The following is a 16,480-nucleotide window of genomic DNA, read 5'->3' on the forward strand; positions in this document are numbered from 1 at the left end:
CTAGCGCATCGCCCTGCAGAACATCCGCGCGGTCATACGGTCGCGTCCCAATCGTTACAACCAGCCCGGCGTTCCGCATCACTTTTGGCAGAAACCGCCCGCCAGTCCTGTCTGTCGCCGATGGTATCGTTTGAAATCGGGCCATAGATCACAGCCGGATCGACCTCTCCTCGCATGGGCAACGCGTCTTCGTTCCCGTCCTTTACAGCAGCAATCGCTGCACGCAACATCCGGCGATATTTGATAATCGCGACATCGGTCTTGCCCAGATGTTCACGCGTGCGGTCGAAGATCGGTCCGGGGCTTTCAACCGCCCATTGGTCATGCACATTAATGTCCATTCCCATACCGGTGTAGGTCTCTGTTTTCTGTTCTTCGGGATCGAACCCATAGTTGTTCCGCTTGTTCTTGAGCGGCGCGTAATCAGGCAGGCGGTGTTCTTTCAGCCGCTGGGCACGCATCAGTTCCTTGTCCACGGGATCTGTGAAGCTGGTGAACATCGAATACCAATAGCAATGCTCGTCATCGATCGGGACATGCCACTGCGTGATAATCATCTCGCGGCTCATGGGAATGGAAATCGCCTGCGGGAAAATCTGGTTGGTGATGCGGATGTGGCTTTGCGCCTCATCTAAATGGCGGAGTGCAATCAGGCGTAGACCGTATTCGGTCTCCTCCACCGTGATTTCCGGGTTGGTATAGTCGCGGAGCAGCTTGGTCATCGGGATGTTTGTGTCTGCGGCCTTGTCGCGGAACTGTTTGCCATAGCTGTCGGCCGGATCTTCGTCCTTGAGAAACCGGTGAAGGAAAGAGGCGTGCGCAGGGTCGATGCCCACCTCCATCGCTTGTAACCAGTTGCATTCCCACAGCCCTTTGAACGCAAAAACATGGGTGTCCGGCGCGCGGAAGCAGTCAAAATTCGGAAAGGGTGGCGGATCTCCCGGCCCCATATATGCAAATATGATCCCGTTCTTTTCCACCACCGGATAGGACGTATTGCGGATGCTTTCATGCATGCGGCTGCCCTCAGGCTCTCCGGGTTGTTCAACGCACTGGCCGGTGCGATCGAAATGCCAGCCATGAAAAGGGCAACGCAAACCGTTGTCCTCCAGCCGCCCCAGACAGAGATCCGCACCGCGGTGCGCACAAAAGCGGTCGATCAGGCCGAGATTTCCGTCATTGTCACGGAAGAGAACAAGTTTTTCGCCAAGCAAAGTCACCGGCACGACAGGACGGTTTGTCGCCAGTTCGTCCGACAGTGCAGCGGGTTGCCAATAGCGTCGCAGCACAGCACCCGCGTCGGTACCGGGATCAGTGCGGGTGATCGTATCGTTAAGTTGCTGGCTGATCATTGGTTCGGGTCCTTTGGCCTGTGTCGGGAGGCGATAATATCTAATGCAAGTAACGCTTTGTTATCATTCTGCGCTGATGCTGGTCCAAGAGCAACCGATGCAGTTGCTCGCAGATCAGAGATCAAGGAGGGAAAGCCAGCTGCGTAATTCAAACCATGTTGTTTATCGCCACCCGTGTCGGCGATGCAGGGTCGTTTAGTTCCTCAAGAACATCAAAGTGATCACGGCCCGCTGCTTTTTCACAGGTGAGATTGTCGAGCAAGGTTGACCATGTAATTTGCAAGACTTGCGTCTGTATTTGAAAAGCCTCCGGTTCGTCCGCGCCGATCAGCAGATGCACGTTTGAAGCCGCTGCTGGTATTTGCCTGAGCGGCGACAGCGCTGCAATTTCCTCAGGGGTGATCCGCGCCAGATCATTCACATAGGATGCCGCGATGGGTGCCAATTCGTAAACACCACTAATCAGAACCGCACCTGCGATAAGCGGGGCCACATTCAGGCCAAGCGCATCCGTCACCACACTAGCGGCCAAATGCGCACCTGCGGAATGGCCCGCAAGCACGATCTTGCGCGGGTCTATGCCCCACGTCGATGCATTGGACGAGATGTATTCTACCGCCTCGTGCACCTCTGCCGTCAGAGCAGACAGCGTGACATCAGGCGTCAGCGTATAGCCGACAGAAATCCACGCCCACCCCATTTCGGCAAAGCTCTCAGCTGCAAATCCAGCGACGCTTTTGTCCCCTTCCTGCCAAAAACCTCCGTGAATAAAAACGAGACAGGGCAGCGCTGCGCCCTCCGGATTATCCGGCCTGAACACATCGATTTTCTGACGCGTTCGGGGGCCGTACTCCAGATCGCGATCCACCTTCAATTTTGGATGGGTAAGTGCCTGGCGGGTTTGAGAAACCATCGTGTTCAAGCTACCAGCCGCATCTTTAGCCGAACGGCTGGGTGACAGCTGGAAATCAATTTCTGCCCGCGGAAGCGATAACAAGGCGCTTAATCTATGGTCCATACGGGTGCCCTTTTTCTCCTGAGATTATCAAACCCGCGCCAGAGACAACCGTCACTTGCAGGACAGCCGCCCCGCAATCGATAGTTGAATTTGGCTGGTTTTCACCTTCCATTAAGGAATTGCTTCTAACTTCGCCGGGTCAACAGGAGCCAACATGCAACACGACGATGCCCGAATCCAGAAGGCGGACGACATTTTGTCAGCGCAATGGGCATCTGCGCCTTTTTTGAAGAAGGTAACTGATATCGTTCCGAACGTTATCTACGTCTTTAATCAAAAGACCCAATCGAACGAATATACCAACCGTTCTTTGGGCACCGCTTTAGGATATTCAGAACAGGAAGTGCGCGATTTGGGCGCGGATCTGATGCCGCATATCTGCCATCCCCAAGACCTGCCGAGAATTTTTTCGCATTTCGAAGGGCTGCAATCCTTGATCGATGACGAGGTAAAGCAGGTAGACTACCGCGTGCGCCATAAGCAGGGGCACTGGGTATGGCTGCTGTCGCAGGATCGCGTGTTCGAGCGGGCCCCTGACGGATCTGTGTTGCGTCACATCGGGGTTGCGTCAGATATCAGCGCGCAAAAAGCTGCTGAAGAACATGCACGATCGGAACAGCGGAAAGCGGAAATCACAAGCGCAGAACTGCGCGATTTTTCCTATTCCATGTCACACGATATGAAGTCTCCCTCCAGCACATTGCACCTGTTGCTGAGCGAGCTGATCGACAGCCATGGTGACACGCTGGATGAGGATGCGGCGTCTTTGGTCTATATGTCACTGACCACCGTGACACGCCTGTCGAAGCTCGTGGATGACGTTCTGCATTACACGCGGGTCGTCGACCATGATCTGCATCCAGAAGCCGTCGATCTGAGCCTGATCGTCAAAGACGTGCTGGGCGATTTGCACGGGATCATAAAGCACGGCAATTCAGTTGTTGAAGTCGGTTACTTGCCTGTTGTTATGGCCGACAAACGACAAATGCGCATTCTTTTCCAGTGCCTGATAGAAAACGCGATCAAATTCCACACACCAGGCCGTAGCGCAAAGGTACAGATCTCCTCCAGCGCGCTGGTTGAAGACAGAAACTTTCGAATCACAATTGCTGATGATGGCATCGGGATCGACAGACACAAACACGAACAGATCTTCACAATTTTCAAACGGTTGAATGCTGAAAACGACTTTGTCGGCAGCGGCCTCGGGCTTGCGATTTGTCGCCGCATCGCCGCGAACCATCAAACAGATATTACAGTCGATTCCGCCCCCGGCGAAGGGTCGGCATTCAGCATAGGACTCCCGCAAGCATGACGCATCCAGATGCCTACCCGATACAGAACCTGATGCTGATCGACGACAACAGTTTCGATCAGATGATTTACCAGCGTATTTCGCAAAAGTCAGGGATGGTGGGTAATCTGATGCAGTTTACCGATGCAACCAAAGCGCTTGAGCATCTGGCCGACACGGGCAAAGTCAGACCCGATCTCATCCTGCTCGACATCAACATGCCGATTATGGACGGCTTTGAATTTCTCGAAGCGGTGACAGAGAAGTTTGGCGCGGATATGTGTCCGATTGTCGTCATGCTGACCACGTCGCTGAACCCCAAGGACGAATTGCGGGCCAAGGGTTTTTCGGTGGTGGAGGACTTTCTCAACAAGCCTCTGACGAAAGCGCATCTTGAAAAACTGTCGGAGCTGGTGAACGGGCATAAAAAACAGGTGCCTTTTAACGATACCGCCAAAGCGCAGACGGAACAGGTCGTCTCAAAATAGCATTTCCGCGGTCGCCAAAGCCATGCTAGCCAAGATGGATGAAGTATGAACTGAATTCCCCGGATCGAGCAAAGGCCGTGCAGGCCGGATTGCAAGCCATACCTGCGCCTAGTCTGGATGCTGAACGCCCCCAATCGATGCTCGGCCGCTGTCCTGTAGCGGGTCAAACGCCACTTATTACTTCGCCCGAACTTGCGCGGGCAGCACATGTTCGATGCGTTTACCTGAAAGATGAACGCGCTCGGATGAGCTTAGGTAGTTTTAAGGCTTTAGGTGCTGCGTATGTCATCGCGCATGATGCTGCTGAGGGCCGTGCGAAGGGGCAGACCTATGTGACCGCGAGCGCAGGCAATCACGGATTATCCGTAGCCGCCGGTGCCAATGCATTCGGCGCGCAGGCGGTTGTTTTTCTTGCCGAAACGGTACCCGAAAGTTTTGCAGACCGGTTGCGAAACTTAGGCGCAAAGGTGGAGCGGCACGGCGCGTTCTATGAGGAAAGTATGGAAGGTGCGGCGCAGGCGGCGCAAGCGAATGGCTGGCAATTGTTATCGGACAGTTCTTGGCCCGGCTACATAGATCGCCCGCATCGATTAATGGAAGGCTATTTGGTTCTGATGCACGAGGCCATCGCGCAGATGACTGAAGTTCCGACCCACCTTTTCTTGCAGGCCGGTGTCGGCGGATTGGCTGCGGCATGCGCCGGTTTGGCCCGAAAGGCATGGGGGACAGCCACAAAGATCATCGTTGTAGAGCCGGAGGCGGCACCGGCACTCGCCGCTTCGATCCGCGCGGGTAGTGCGCAGAAAACGCAGGGTCCCGCGTCAGAGATGGGACGACTGGATTGCAAGGAACCTTCGCTGATCGCCCTCAAGGGGCTGGCACGTGACGCGGATATTTTCATGACGCTGACCGAAGAAGAAGGCCGGACAGGACATGAAGCATGCCAAGACGCGGGTTTGCCTTCTACACCTTCAGGGGCGGCGGGGATTGCGGGGTTGCTTGCCGTGCCCGGCATGGCTGATGACTTTGGCCTGACTGATACCTCCTGCATTCTAGCGATCCTAAGCGAAGAACCGGTCCCTTGACCGGACAGGGCATAGGGTTTCCGGCGTCTGAATATTCCGCTCGGACGCGCAATGCGCAACGCCTGATGGCTGAGCACGATGTCCATGCCTTACTGCTGACAACCGAACCCGAGGTGCGGTATTTTACCGGATTTCTGACGCGTTTTTGGGAAAGCCCGACACGGCCGTGGTTCGTTATCGTGCCACTGGCGGGTGATCCGATTGCCGTCATCCCATCAATCGGCGCTCATCTAATGGGGCAAACATGGGTCAGCGATATCCGGACCTGGCAATCGCCAAACTATAATGATGACGGGGTCAGTTTACTGGCTGATACGTTGAAAGAGATTGTACCGGCGCAAGGGTCTGTCGGGCTCGCAGACCAAATCGAAAGCCACCTGCGTATGCCTCTCGTTGATTTGCGAAAGCTTGAAAGTGCATTGGGCAACCGAAAGATCAGCTCGGATCATGGGATCACCGCGCGTCTGCGATTGGTTAAGTCCGAAGCAGAGATTGATAAAATCACTACTGCTGCCGGCATCGCAGACCGGAGTTTTGACCGTGTGCCCGAAATCGTCTCCGCCGGTGTTCCACTGTCACAGGTATTCAGGGACTTTCAGCGGTTGGCATTGGAAGAAGGGGCCGATTGGGTTCCCTATCTTGCAGGCGGCGCGGGACAAGGCGGATATGGCGACGTAATTTCACCCGCCACTGACATCCCGCTGCAAAAGGGGGATGTGTTGATGCTGGACACCGGCCTCGTCCATGACGGATATTTCTGCGACTTTGACCGCAATTACAGCATCGGTCCGCCCAGCGCTGGCGTTCGACAGGCACATCACAAGTTGATTGAGGCGACCCAAGCGGGGTTCGAAGCGGCAAGACCGGGTGCGACCATGTCAGATTTGTTTCACGCGATGAATGGCATCGCCAATCCGGATGCGGTGGGTTCTGATGGCGGAAGGTTAGGTCATCATCTGGGGATGCAACTTACGGAAGGTCCGTCGATCATTCCCCAAGATCACACGTTGCTTGTACCCGGTATGGTTCTGACGCTTGAGCCGGGGGTGTCTTTGCCAGAAAGCAAAATCATGGTGCATGAAGAGGATATCGTGATCACCGAAGAAGGTGCGCGGTATTTGTCTACGCCGCAAGGTACAGACATAAGGGTAATCGGATGAGCCTGCCGTACACTTTGAACGCCGACCACCCAACACAGATCGGCATGGTTGTCCTGCAATCTGATGAAACGCTTGAGCGAGACTTGCGCCGCCTTTTACCGCTGGAGGCGGAGGTGCTGGTGAGCCGCGTGCCTTCGGCAGAGGTGTTAACACAAGCTTCCATCACCGAGATGGAAGGGAACCTGACGCAGGCCGCACGGCTTTTGCCGCGCAGTGCGGATTGTGCCGCTGTGGGATATGGATGTACGTCCGGCACTGCTCAAATCGGGGCCGCGCGTGTTGGGAAGTTAATCTCGGATGGAGTGCGCACGAAACATGTGACAGAACCAGTGTCTGCCCTGACCGCCGCTTGCAGGGCGCTGGGTATTACGCGGCTGGCGCTCATCAGTCCTTATGTCGCCGCGATCTCCGATCAGTTGCGTCATGTATTGGGGGCGGCCGGCATAAGAGTCACGGCCTTTGCGAGTTTTGATGAACCGAAAGAAGAAAGTGTCGTGCGCATCTCGGCTCAATCGTTGCGACGAGCCGCGATTGAAATCGGCACGACGGCTGACTGCGAGGCGGTGTTTCTGTCCTGCACAAATCTGCGCACGCTGGATGTGATAGACGCAATCGAGGACGAAATTGGCAAACCAGTGCTATCCAGCAATCAGGTGCTTGGATGGCATCTGATGCAGCTTGCAGCTCTTATGCCGCCCCAGAACCTGCCGGGGCGGCTTTGGCAATCAGGACGGTGACATGCCGCGCAGGCGTTCGGACCGGCGGCGCAGCATTTCGACCACGAACAGCAGGACAATCGACACCGCAATCAGGATGGTGGCAACGGCCAGAATGGTCGGGCTGATCTGTTCGCGCAGACCTGTGAACATTTGCCAAGGCAGGGTTTTTTGACCTGCTGACCCCACGAACAGCACCACAACGACTTCATCAAAGGATGTGATAAAGGCAAATAAGCCCCCCGAAACAACACCGGGCAGGATCAATGGCATCTGCACGCGGAAGAACGTCGTAACAGGCCCTGCCCCCATGTTGGCCGAAGCACGCGTAAGCGAATTGTCGAAGCCCACAAGCGTTGCCGTCACCGTGATAATTACGAAGGGAATACCAAGTGCAGCATGTGCCAGAACCACGCCGAGGTAGGTGCCGGTCAACGTGAAGGGCAGCTCAATCTTGCCGAAAGGTGTCGGGATGTAAGGATTGGAGTAGAAGAAATACATGCCGGTGGCAGATATGATCAGCGGTACAATCATCGGAGAAATCAGGATCGCCATGATCCCGCGGCGGAAGGGCACGTGGCTCTGGCTCAGGCCGATTGCGGCCAAAGTGCCGAGAGACACCGAAAGCAACGTGGCGACCGGCGCAATCTTAAGGGAGTTGCGCAAGGCAAGTTGCCAGTCGGAGTTGGTAAAGAAGTCCTCGTAGTGTTTGGTCGAATAGCCCGCCGGATCGAACGCCAGCATTTCCGGCGTGAAGGTAAAGAAATCCTGCGCGTTGAACGACAGCGGGATGATCACCATGATCGGCGCAATCAAGAAGAAAAAGATCAGCCCGCAGATTACGCGAAATCCGTAGTACCAGGCGCGTTGGCCGGTGGTGGCATATGGTGGAATTCCGGACATGGATCAGCCCCCCAGCTTTACGTTGTCGATACCGACGATCTTGTCGTAGGCCCAGTAGAGCGCCATCACGATGGCCAGCAGGATCGTGCCCAGCGCGGCCGCCAGACCCCAGTTGAGAGAGCTGGAAATGTGATAGGCAATCCGGTTGGAAATGAAGACACCCTTGGTCCCACCCACCAATTCTGGTGTGATGTAGTAACCGATGGCGAGGATGAAGACGAGAATACAGCCCGCGCCGATGCCCGGCACAGATTGCGGGAAATAGACGCGCCAGAAGGCGGTCCAGTTTGTGGCGCCAAGCGACTTGGCAGCGCGCAGATAGCTGGGCGGAATGGTTTTCATCACCGAATAAAGCGGCAGGATCATAAAGGGCAGAAGGATGTGCGTCATCGCGATGATCGTACCGGTCTGATTATTAATCAGCTCTAGCCGGTTGTCGTCTGCGACAATACCGATCCACACGAGGACATCGTTAATAACCCCCTGTTGTTGCAACAGCACTTTCCACGCGGAGGTCCGTACCAAGAGCGAGGTCCAGAAGGGCAACAGCACAAGGATCATCAAAAGGTTTGCTGTGCGTGCCGACAGGTTCGCGAGCAACCATGCGATTGGATATCCCAGCAGAACACACATGCCCATGATAGACAGCGACATGATCATAGTCCGAATGAACAGGACAATATAGATGCGCTCGTTCTCGGGCCGCTGTTCAACACCTTCGGCACCTTTCATCAGGTCCACCGAGTTCAGAAAATAGCCGTTGGTGTAGGTCGGCGAATAGGTTTTGATCGTCTGCCAGACATCCGGATCGAGCCAGTCGTCATCGACATCGGAAAATTGTGCACGGATTGACACAGGTTCAATCTGTGAAACATCAACCGCGATCGGCAGTTCAGCGCCGTTCACGCCGTCATTATAAAGCGCGGTATAGACAAAATCCCATGGCTGCTCTTCGGTTGGAACATCGCCTTCGGCCTCGACGATCATCTTTTCCCAACCGTCATAAGCGCTGGTGGTCAAAGGCAGTTTCGCGCGCAGCGCGTCATCGTCCATCCACGCGGCCCATTGTACCGGATCGGCATAGGCAGGATCAGCAGCGGTAAAGGCATCCGTATAGGCATCTGTATCAAAACGACTGATGCGGCGGCCTGATTTGCGAAACAGGGATGAGATGCCTGTTGTCTCATAGTTCAGGCGGCTGCCCAGACGTGTGTGGGATTTATACTCAACGGCGAGTGCCATGTCAGTGTAAAGTGCATTGAAAACAGGCTCGTCCGGCGCTTCGCCACTGGTGGCGTCCCAGTCCTGCAATGCCACCACTGTGCGCGGAAGCGTGTTTTCAACAATCTCGTTTTCGACGGAGCGGAACAGCATGTCCGCAATTGGCATGACAAAAGAGATCAGAATGAACAAAAGCAACGGGGCGATCAGCGCCAGCGCGCGGATTTTTTGACGCCGTAATGCGCGGTTCAACGACGCTTTGAGCGGTCGTCCATCGGCAGCCATCATTTGTTCAGCCATGAGATGTCCCTTGTCGGTCTTTATGCCTGCCTGTTGGTCCGGCATGGTCGTATCGTAAAAAGGGGCGCAACATATGCCGCGCCCCTGATATCAATGGCTTACTGTGACAGCCACGCCTGGAATTTCGCATCCAGATCGTCGCGGTAGTCCGCCCACCACTCGTAGTTATACAAGAAGGTGTTCTTGGCGTTCTCTGGATCGGTAGGCATATGTGGTGCCATCTCGATGCCCAGTTCTGCGTGCTTGCCGACCAGTGGTGCGGAAGACTTACGTGCAGGACCGTAAGAGATGTACTTGGCCTGATCCGCCAAACGCTGTGTGTCTGTCGCAAACATGACGTAGTCCAGTGCGCGGGCTTCACGCTCAGGGCTCAGTCCTGTTGGAATAATCCAACCATCAAGGTCAAATACCTGCGCGTCCCAAAGCATCGCAACCGGCTGCTTCTGCTCTTCGATCAGAGCGAAAAGGCGACCGTTGTATGTGGACCCCATGACAACTTCGCCATCGGCCAGAAGCTGTGGCGTATCGGCACCGGCAGACCACCAGATGGTGTCGTCCTTGATGGTGTCGAGCTTGGCAAATGCCTGCGCCTGACCTTCTTCGGTCTCCAGCACGTCGTAAACGTCGTCTTTGGCAACGCCGTCACAGAGCAGCGCCCACTCCATGTTGTTGATCGGACGCTTTTCGAGGCTACGCTTGCCAGGATATGTTTCGGTGTCGAACAATGCGCAGATTTCGGTCGGTGCGTTGTCGCCAACCATGTCCGAACGGTAGCCAACTGTCGTGGAGTACACGATCTGTGGGATAAAGCAGTCAGAGACCAGCAGATCACCGAAGTCGTCGGACGCCTTGGAGCCGTCATCGCCATCAGCCAGCTGTGTGTCCGCGTCGATTTCCAGCGCCAGACCTTCGTCGCACAGGCGGATCGCGTCGGATGCCACAACGTCAACAACGTCCCATGTGACATTGCCTGCTTCGTTCATCGCGCGCAGCTTGGCTACGGCTTCGGCAGAGGATTCGTCGTTAATGATGTTAACGCCGGTCTTTTCTGCATAGGGGTCGTGATAGGCCGCCTGCTGTGATGCGGAGTATGCACCGCCCCAGCTGACGATTGTCATTTCGTTGGCCATGTGACCGTCCGCATTGGCCATTGCGGCCGTCAGCGTCAGGCACGAAGTCGCCATCAGTTTCATTGTGATTTTCATCGGTTTCTCCCGTAGTTTTACCCGGTTTACTATTTCAAGAAAGCAGCCCGGGCGGCCGCGTTCTCTAACTTGTTCGCGCAAGCCGGAACCCTTAGGCATCCAGTGCGCGACAATCCTCTGCCATCCAGCCGATTTCGATCATTTCGCCAGGGACGAGACGTTTTTGGTCGGGGGCATTGCGCGTTTTGATAACAAACTCATCCGTGCCCGCAACCCGAAGGCGCGTGCGGAAGATGTCACCCATGTAAATGAATTCAAGCACTTCGGCCTTAAGCGTATGCGCGTCGTCATGCAGGCGGCTGCGGTCAAATTCAACGCGTTCGGGGCGGATCGACACTTTGGTACGCTCCCCCACTTCAGTCACGTTGACCGGCACCGCATCGATAATGTCGCCACTGTCGAGGCGCACAATGCAGGTGTTGCCTTTGATCTCCTGCACGACACCATCAAGGGTGTTATTCTCACCGATGAACTGCGCAACAAAGCTGTTTTCGGGCTTTTCATAAAGCGCATCCGGCGGGGCCAGCTGCTGAATACGGCCATCGTCGAAAACCGCGACGCGGTCTGACATCGTCAGCGCTTCGGTCTGGTCGTGGGTCACATAAACGGTTGTGATGCCCAGCTGGTGCGCCAGATTTGTAATTTCGAACTGAAGGGTTTCACGCAGTTGTTTGTCGAGCGCGCCAAGCGGTTCGTCCATCAGGACCAGCTCGGGCTCGAATACAAGTGCACGCGACAGCGCGATCCGCTGCTGCTGACCGCCCGAAAGCTGTGCAGGGCGGCGGCCCGCGAAATCGCCCATCTGGACCATATCCAGTGCGCGCTTCACCTTCTCTTCCCGCTCCGACTTGCCGATCTTGCGAACTTCCAACGGGAAGGACAGATTTTCGGCCACTGTCATGTGCGGGAAAAGCGCGTAATTCTGAAAGACCATCCCGATGCCACGTTTGTGGGGAGGGATATTGTTGATCGACACACCATCCAGCAGGATTTCACCATGTGTCGCCGTCTCAAATCCGGCAAGCATCATCAGGCAAGTTGTCTTGCCCGACCCGGATGGCCCCAACATGGTTAGAAATTCGCCCTTGGGCATCGACAGGTTAAGATCTTTGACGACAAGGTTTACGCCGTCATAGCTCTTTTGCACACGATCAAAGGCGACAAAGGCCCCGTCGGTAGATGTCATTGATTACTTCCCCGTCTTTTTCCCCGCCAGCGTTCTTTGCAACCGGTCGGGATTCATTTGCACCCTCACCTTGAAGGCATGCTTTTCAATTTACAATCGGAAACCCCTAAAACCGTCTGATAGGCCACGACTATAACGAAAATCGGTCAATTCGACTGCGTTTTACCGCAGTTCAAGACACTTTGGACAAATCTGACCCAACGGGATAACCCGATTCGTGATAGAAAACGCGAAAGCGGCGCAATCACTTGCGCCGCTTGTTTGCACCGGAAAGCATCCGGTTTCAGCGTAAATCACATTTCTGCAAAGAGATGCGTCAGGCTTTTACGGCTTCCATAAACCGGTGCCGGATGACGACAGGATCCAGTGTGATAACAGGCAGCTTGATGTTCCCGCTATCGCATTTGCACACGATGATGGTCATCTCGTCGCTGTCGACGGCGTCCTGCAAAACGGGACCAAGGTCTTTGTCCTGCACTTCGACCACGTTGTCACAGCCGCACGCCGTCGCGACCGCCGCCAGAGAAGTCTTTTTCCCCGCATAGGTCGGCTGGTCCCCGGTAGAGCCGTAAGACCCGTTGTCGATGATCAATAGCGTGTAGTTGCCCGTCGCGTTGTTTGCGATGGTGGGTAACGTACCAAGGTTGGTCAGGATCGATCCGTCCCCATCGATCGAGATCACGGGCTTGTCTTGCGCCAGCGCCAGACCAAAGCCGATGGACGAGCTGAGACCCATTGTACCGAGCATGTAAAAATTACGCTCGTTATCGTCGATCATGTGCAGCTCCTGGCTGGGCAGACCGATGTTACATACGACAAGGTGTGGGTTCAGGATGGGTGCGATTTCTTTGAGAATTTCTGAACGGATCATTGGTCGCCATAGCCTCCCCAGAAGTTGGCATCCGTCAGGATTGCCACAGGTTTGTTGCACATGAAGGTGTACTTGAGGATGTTGTCGAACTCCTCAACGTCCTTTTGCCAGTGGAAGTGGTAGGTCGGAATATTGAGCTGGGCGAGCAACGCTTTGGTGTGCACCGCCATCTCGACCTGACAGGCCACAGGCTCGCGCAGCTCTCCACGATAGGAAATGATCATCGGAAGCGGCATCCGGTAGAATTGTGTCAGTGTTGCCAGCGTATTGATTGTCACACCAATCGCAGTGTTCTGCATGATGATCGCCGGACGTTTGCCGCCCATAAAGGCACCGGCACACAGGCCCATACCCTCGTCTTCCTTGTTGGACGGGATGTGAAAGATATCGTCACGGTTCTCGATCTCTTCGATCACACCGGCCAGCTGTTTGCAGGGGACCGTGGTAACGAAAGAGACATCGTTCGCGACAAGATCGTCTGCGATCTTTTTGTCGATGTTCATCGGATTGCCTTTCTTGGGGTATCGGAAAAAGGGTTAGTGTTCAGGGATCAGGATGATTTTCGGCTCAGCTACAGTTCCTTGGCGCAGGGCAGCAAATGCGTCAGCACCTTCGCCCAGCGGCATGTGCCGGCACCAATCCAGCGGACCCAGCCGCCCGTCAAAGATAGCAGCAGCGGTATCGCGAAAATCCTGCGCGGTGTAGGTATATGTGCCGATAAAGGTGATTTCCTGCAAAGTAAGGCGGCGCACGTCAATGCCGCCGCGATCTTCGCCCAGACCGATATGCACAATCACGCCCCCCGGTGCCACGCGGGCTGATGCGGCTTCGCGGGTGGTGGCGTATCCGACTGCGTCGATGACGATGGAAAAGGATGCATCTGTCGTCTCGACAATGTTCTCACCGCAGTGATCGCGCAGAAAGCCACGCCGTTTGGCGTTTGGCTCGGTAATAGTGATCTCCCCTACCCCCATCGCCCGCAGTGCGAGCGCTGCTGCAAGACCGATGGCACCGCCGCCAATAATAAGTGCGCGGCGCGGGTCATCGGGGTGCAGGGCCGCTACGGCAAGGCGGGCACCGTGCCAGCTGACGGCAAGAGGTTCGGCCAGTGCGGCTTTGCTCAATGGTACGTCCGCTGGCACTTCGACCAGATTTGCCACCGGCATGGCTACGAACTGCGCAAATGCGCCCTCGCGCGGTGGCATTGAGATAATTTGCCGCTTTGCGCAGAGATTTTCCCGACCGCTGCGACAGGCGGTACAGCTATTGCAGGTCACAAGCGGATTGATGGTCACGCGCTTTCCGTCCTGAGCGCCACCGACGATAATGCCTGCTGCCTCGTGACCAAGGATCAGCGGTGCGGGACGGCGGTCATCATGTCCTAGATAGGCGTGCATGTCGGACCCGCAGATGCCCACGGCCTCAATACGGATCAGCTCATGATCACTGGATGCCACCGGATCAGGCATGTCGCGGTAAGTGAGCGTTTCCACACCATCATACACAAGCGCCTTCATTTCGCGGTGAACCCCCCGTCGACCATCAGCACCTGACCTGTCACGTAGGACGACGCATCAGAGCACAGAAACAGCACCGGACCTTCGATATCTTCCATCCGCCCGTTCCGTCCCAGACAGGTTTGGGCCGCATTACGGGCTGCGCGGTCAGGATCATCAAACACCGCCGCTGTGAGTTCGGTCGGGAAAAATCCCGGCCCAATCGCGTTTGCGGTGATTCCGAAAGGGGACCAGCTTTCGGCCATTGCACGCGTGAGCTGCCCGATGGCCCCCTTGGTCGCGCCATATGCGATGCCACCCGGAAACGCGCGGGTTGTTTGCAGTGAAGCAAAATTCACGATGCGGCCCCAACCTTTCGCCTTCATGGCAGGAACCAGCGACTGGCTGAGAAAGAAAGGAGCCGTGAGGTTGATCGCCAGCGTGTTGTCCCAGCCCTCGTGTGTCACGTCGTCCGCTGCTTGCCGCGTATTAAGACCGGCAGCATGGATCACGATATCCGGTGCACCAAAGGGAGCGCCGATGTCCTCAACCAATGCCTGAATGCCGGACCGGTCGGATATATCGGCGGAGACACGCGCCGCTCTCTCGCCGATCTCGTCGCACATGCTGTCAAGCGCGCTTGCTCTGCGGGCGACCCCTACGACCTTTGCTCCGGCTCTGGCTAATGCCAGCGCCGCCTGACGCCCGAGACCGGAACTAGCGCCCGTGACGCAAGCCACCTTGCCGCTCAGGTCGAAAAGGGCGCGGGGATCGTTCATTACCCTTCAGCCGTCAGATCGAAATTTTCGCCGGGGAAATACTTCGCAAGCCGCACGTCAGCAGAACGGGCGTGCCCCTCCATCCCCTCAAGCCGCGAGATGCGCGCAGTCGATTCCGCGACGCGCTTTGACGCATCCCGTGTGGTCCGCTGCCATGTGACGATCTTCATATATTTATGCACGCTCAGGCCACCTGTATAACCCGCGGCCCCAGAAGTGGGGAGCACATGATTGGTGCCGGAAGACTTGTCCCCATAGGAAACGGTAGTCTCTTCTCCAAGGAACAGCGAACCATAACAGGTCAGGCGATCAAGCCACCAATCCAGATCTGCCGCCTGAACCGTCAGGTGCTCTGGCGCATATTCATCCGAACAGGCGGCCATGTCTTCGCGATCTTTGCACACGATCACTTCGGCGTAGTCCCGCCATGCGGCAAAAGCGTTGTCGCGGTTCAGTTTGGGCAAGTCTTCGATCAGGCCTGGCACCATCTCCATCACTTTTTCAGCCAAAGCGCGGTCATCCGTAACAAGCCATACCGGAGAGTTGTATCCGTGCTCTGCCTGAGAAACCAGATCGGTCGCGACGATATGCGCATCCGCGTCCTTATCCGCCAAAATCAGACTGTCGGTCGGGCCTGCAATCATGTCGATGCCCACTCGGCCGAAAAGAATGCGCTTTGCCTCTGCAACGAACTGGTTACCGGGGCCGACAAGGATATTGGCGCGGGGCAGTCCGAACAGACCAAAGGTCATCGCGGCCACCCCCTGCACACCACCCATTGCCAGAATCCTGTCCGCCCCGCAAATATGCGCGGCATAAACGATGGCAGGTGCAACACCGACGCCAGGGCGTGGCGGGGAACAGGCCGCGATATGACGGCATCCCGCAACTTTGGCTGTCGTCACTGTCATAATCGCTGAAGCAATGTGGCTGTAACGCCCTCCTGGCACATAGCATCCGGCAGCATCCACAGGGATCGCCTTTTGGCCGGCAACAAAGCCCGGCTCAATCTCCATCTCTACGTTAGAAAGCGTTGATTTCTGCTTTTCCGCAAACCGTCTGACATTGTCATGGGCGAACTGGATATCGGCTTTGAGCTTCTCCGGCACTTGCGCAATTGCGGCCTCGATTTCTTCCGGGGTTAGCAAGACATTCCCCTCGTACTGATCGAACTTGGCGGCATATTCCAGCGCCTTGGCATCTCCGCCCGCTTCGATGTCGTCCAGAATGGATTTCACTGTCTCGTGGACTTCGGAGGCGTCCGATTTAGCAGTGAGAGTCGCTTTTTTCAGATAGTCGCGGGTCATGTTCAAATGTCCTAAAGAAGATTTCAGGTAATCGGGCGCAACGTCGCATCGAACAGCTTGCTATATTGAGTTGTAAGCGCTTACATTGATTCTATGCAA

At 55.8% G+C, this 16,480-nt stretch carries 16 protein-coding genes; 5 read left to right on the forward strand and 11 right to left on the reverse strand.

The annotated features are described in order from the left end of the window. Positions 1–32 precede the first annotated feature (32 nt). On the reverse strand, positions 33–1,352 hold the full coding sequence (locus Z946_RS0104955; protein WP_025054629.1) for an aromatic ring-hydroxylating dioxygenase subunit alpha: 1,320 nt from the start codon (positions 1,350–1,352) through the stop codon (positions 33–35). Positions 1,353–1,500: 148 nt separating this feature from the next. Then, positions 1,501–2,370 carry an alpha/beta hydrolase gene (locus Z946_RS20995; protein ID WP_025054630.1) on the reverse strand — a complete coding sequence of 290 codons (870 nt, stop codon included), beginning with the start codon at positions 2,368–2,370 and terminating at the stop codon, positions 1,501–1,503. A 154-nt stretch (positions 2,371–2,524) separates the two neighbouring features. Between Z946_RS20995 and Z946_RS0104965 the strand changes: the two genes are divergently transcribed. From Z946_RS0104965 to Z946_RS0104985, 5 genes are read left to right on the forward strand one after another with little or no spacing between them, the layout of a single operon-like run. After that, positions 2,525–3,685, forward strand: coding sequence for a sensor histidine kinase (locus Z946_RS0104965; protein WP_025054631.1), 1,161 nt, complete (start codon positions 2,525–2,527; stop codon positions 3,683–3,685). After that, positions 3,682–4,152, forward strand: a complete 471-nt coding sequence (locus Z946_RS20440; RefSeq protein WP_025054632.1) for a response regulator — start codon at positions 3,682–3,684, stop codon at positions 4,150–4,152. The genes Z946_RS0104965 and Z946_RS20440 overlap by 4 nt, the downstream gene beginning before the upstream one ends. Positions 4,153–4,190: 38 nt before the next feature. Next, positions 4,191–5,237: a pyridoxal-phosphate dependent enzyme gene (locus tag Z946_RS0104975; RefSeq protein WP_025054633.1), complete on the forward strand. Its 1,047-nt coding sequence runs from the start codon at positions 4,191–4,193 to the stop codon at positions 5,235–5,237. A gap of 11 nt (positions 5,238–5,248) precedes the next feature. Next, complete coding sequence (locus tag Z946_RS0104980; protein ID WP_277618953.1) at positions 5,249–6,397, forward strand: M24 family metallopeptidase; 1,149 nt, start codon at positions 5,249–5,251, stop codon at positions 6,395–6,397. Beyond that, entirely contained in the window at positions 6,394–7,134 is a 741-nt protein-coding gene (locus Z946_RS0104985) for a maleate cis-trans isomerase family protein (RefSeq protein ID WP_025054635.1), read from the forward strand. Before Z946_RS0104980 ends, Z946_RS0104985 begins: the two co-directional genes overlap by 4 nt. Here Z946_RS0104985 and Z946_RS21490 read toward each other — a convergent pair. From Z946_RS21490 to hisD, 9 genes are all read right to left on the reverse strand, one after another. Then, entirely contained in the window at positions 7,123–8,016 is an 894-nt protein-coding gene (locus Z946_RS21490; protein ID WP_025054636.1) for an ABC transporter permease, read from the reverse strand. The genes Z946_RS0104985 and Z946_RS21490 overlap by 12 nt on opposite strands. Positions 8,017–8,019: 3 nt before the next feature. Next, positions 8,020–9,537, reverse strand: a complete 1,518-nt coding sequence (locus Z946_RS21495; RefSeq protein WP_025054637.1) for an ABC transporter permease — start codon at positions 9,535–9,537, stop codon at positions 8,020–8,022. 98 nt (positions 9,538–9,635) lie between these two features. Beyond that, positions 9,636–10,742 (reverse strand): extracellular solute-binding protein, encoded by a 1,107-nt coding sequence (locus Z946_RS0105000; RefSeq protein WP_025054638.1) that lies wholly within the window; start codon positions 10,740–10,742, stop codon positions 9,636–9,638. A 91-nt stretch (positions 10,743–10,833) separates the two neighbouring features. After that, positions 10,834–11,928, reverse strand: coding sequence for an ABC transporter ATP-binding protein (locus Z946_RS0105005; RefSeq protein ID WP_025054639.1), 1,095 nt, complete (start codon positions 11,926–11,928; stop codon positions 10,834–10,836). 316 nt (positions 11,929–12,244) lie between these two features. Next, on the reverse strand, positions 12,245–12,799 hold the full coding sequence (comE, locus tag Z946_RS0105010) for a sulfopyruvate decarboxylase subunit beta (protein ID WP_025054640.1): 555 nt from the start codon (positions 12,797–12,799) through the stop codon (positions 12,245–12,247). Then, complete coding sequence (gene comD, locus Z946_RS0105015; RefSeq protein WP_025054641.1) at positions 12,796–13,302, reverse strand: sulfopyruvate decarboxylase subunit alpha; 507 nt, start codon at positions 13,300–13,302, stop codon at positions 12,796–12,798. The genes comE and comD overlap by 4 nt, the downstream gene beginning before the upstream one ends. 33 nt (positions 13,303–13,335) lie before the next feature. Then, positions 13,336–14,316, reverse strand: a complete 981-nt coding sequence (locus Z946_RS0105020) for a zinc-dependent alcohol dehydrogenase (RefSeq protein ID WP_025054642.1) — start codon at positions 14,314–14,316, stop codon at positions 13,336–13,338. After that, a complete protein-coding gene (locus tag Z946_RS0105025; protein ID WP_025054643.1) occupies positions 14,313–15,074 on the reverse strand; it encodes an SDR family NAD(P)-dependent oxidoreductase in 762 nt (253 codons plus the stop codon). The genes Z946_RS0105020 and Z946_RS0105025 overlap by 4 nt, the downstream gene beginning before the upstream one ends. Continuing rightward, positions 15,074–16,381 (reverse strand): histidinol dehydrogenase, encoded by a 1,308-nt coding sequence (gene hisD, locus Z946_RS0105030; RefSeq protein ID WP_025054644.1) that lies wholly within the window; start codon positions 16,379–16,381, stop codon positions 15,074–15,076. Before hisD ends, Z946_RS0105025 begins: the two co-directional genes overlap by 1 nt. Positions 16,382–16,480: the final 99 nt, after the last annotated feature.

This window comes from Sulfitobacter noctilucicola (genome assembly GCF_000622385.1).
Taxonomy (GTDB): Bacteria; Pseudomonadota; Alphaproteobacteria; order Rhodobacterales; family Rhodobacteraceae; genus Sulfitobacter; species Sulfitobacter noctilucicola.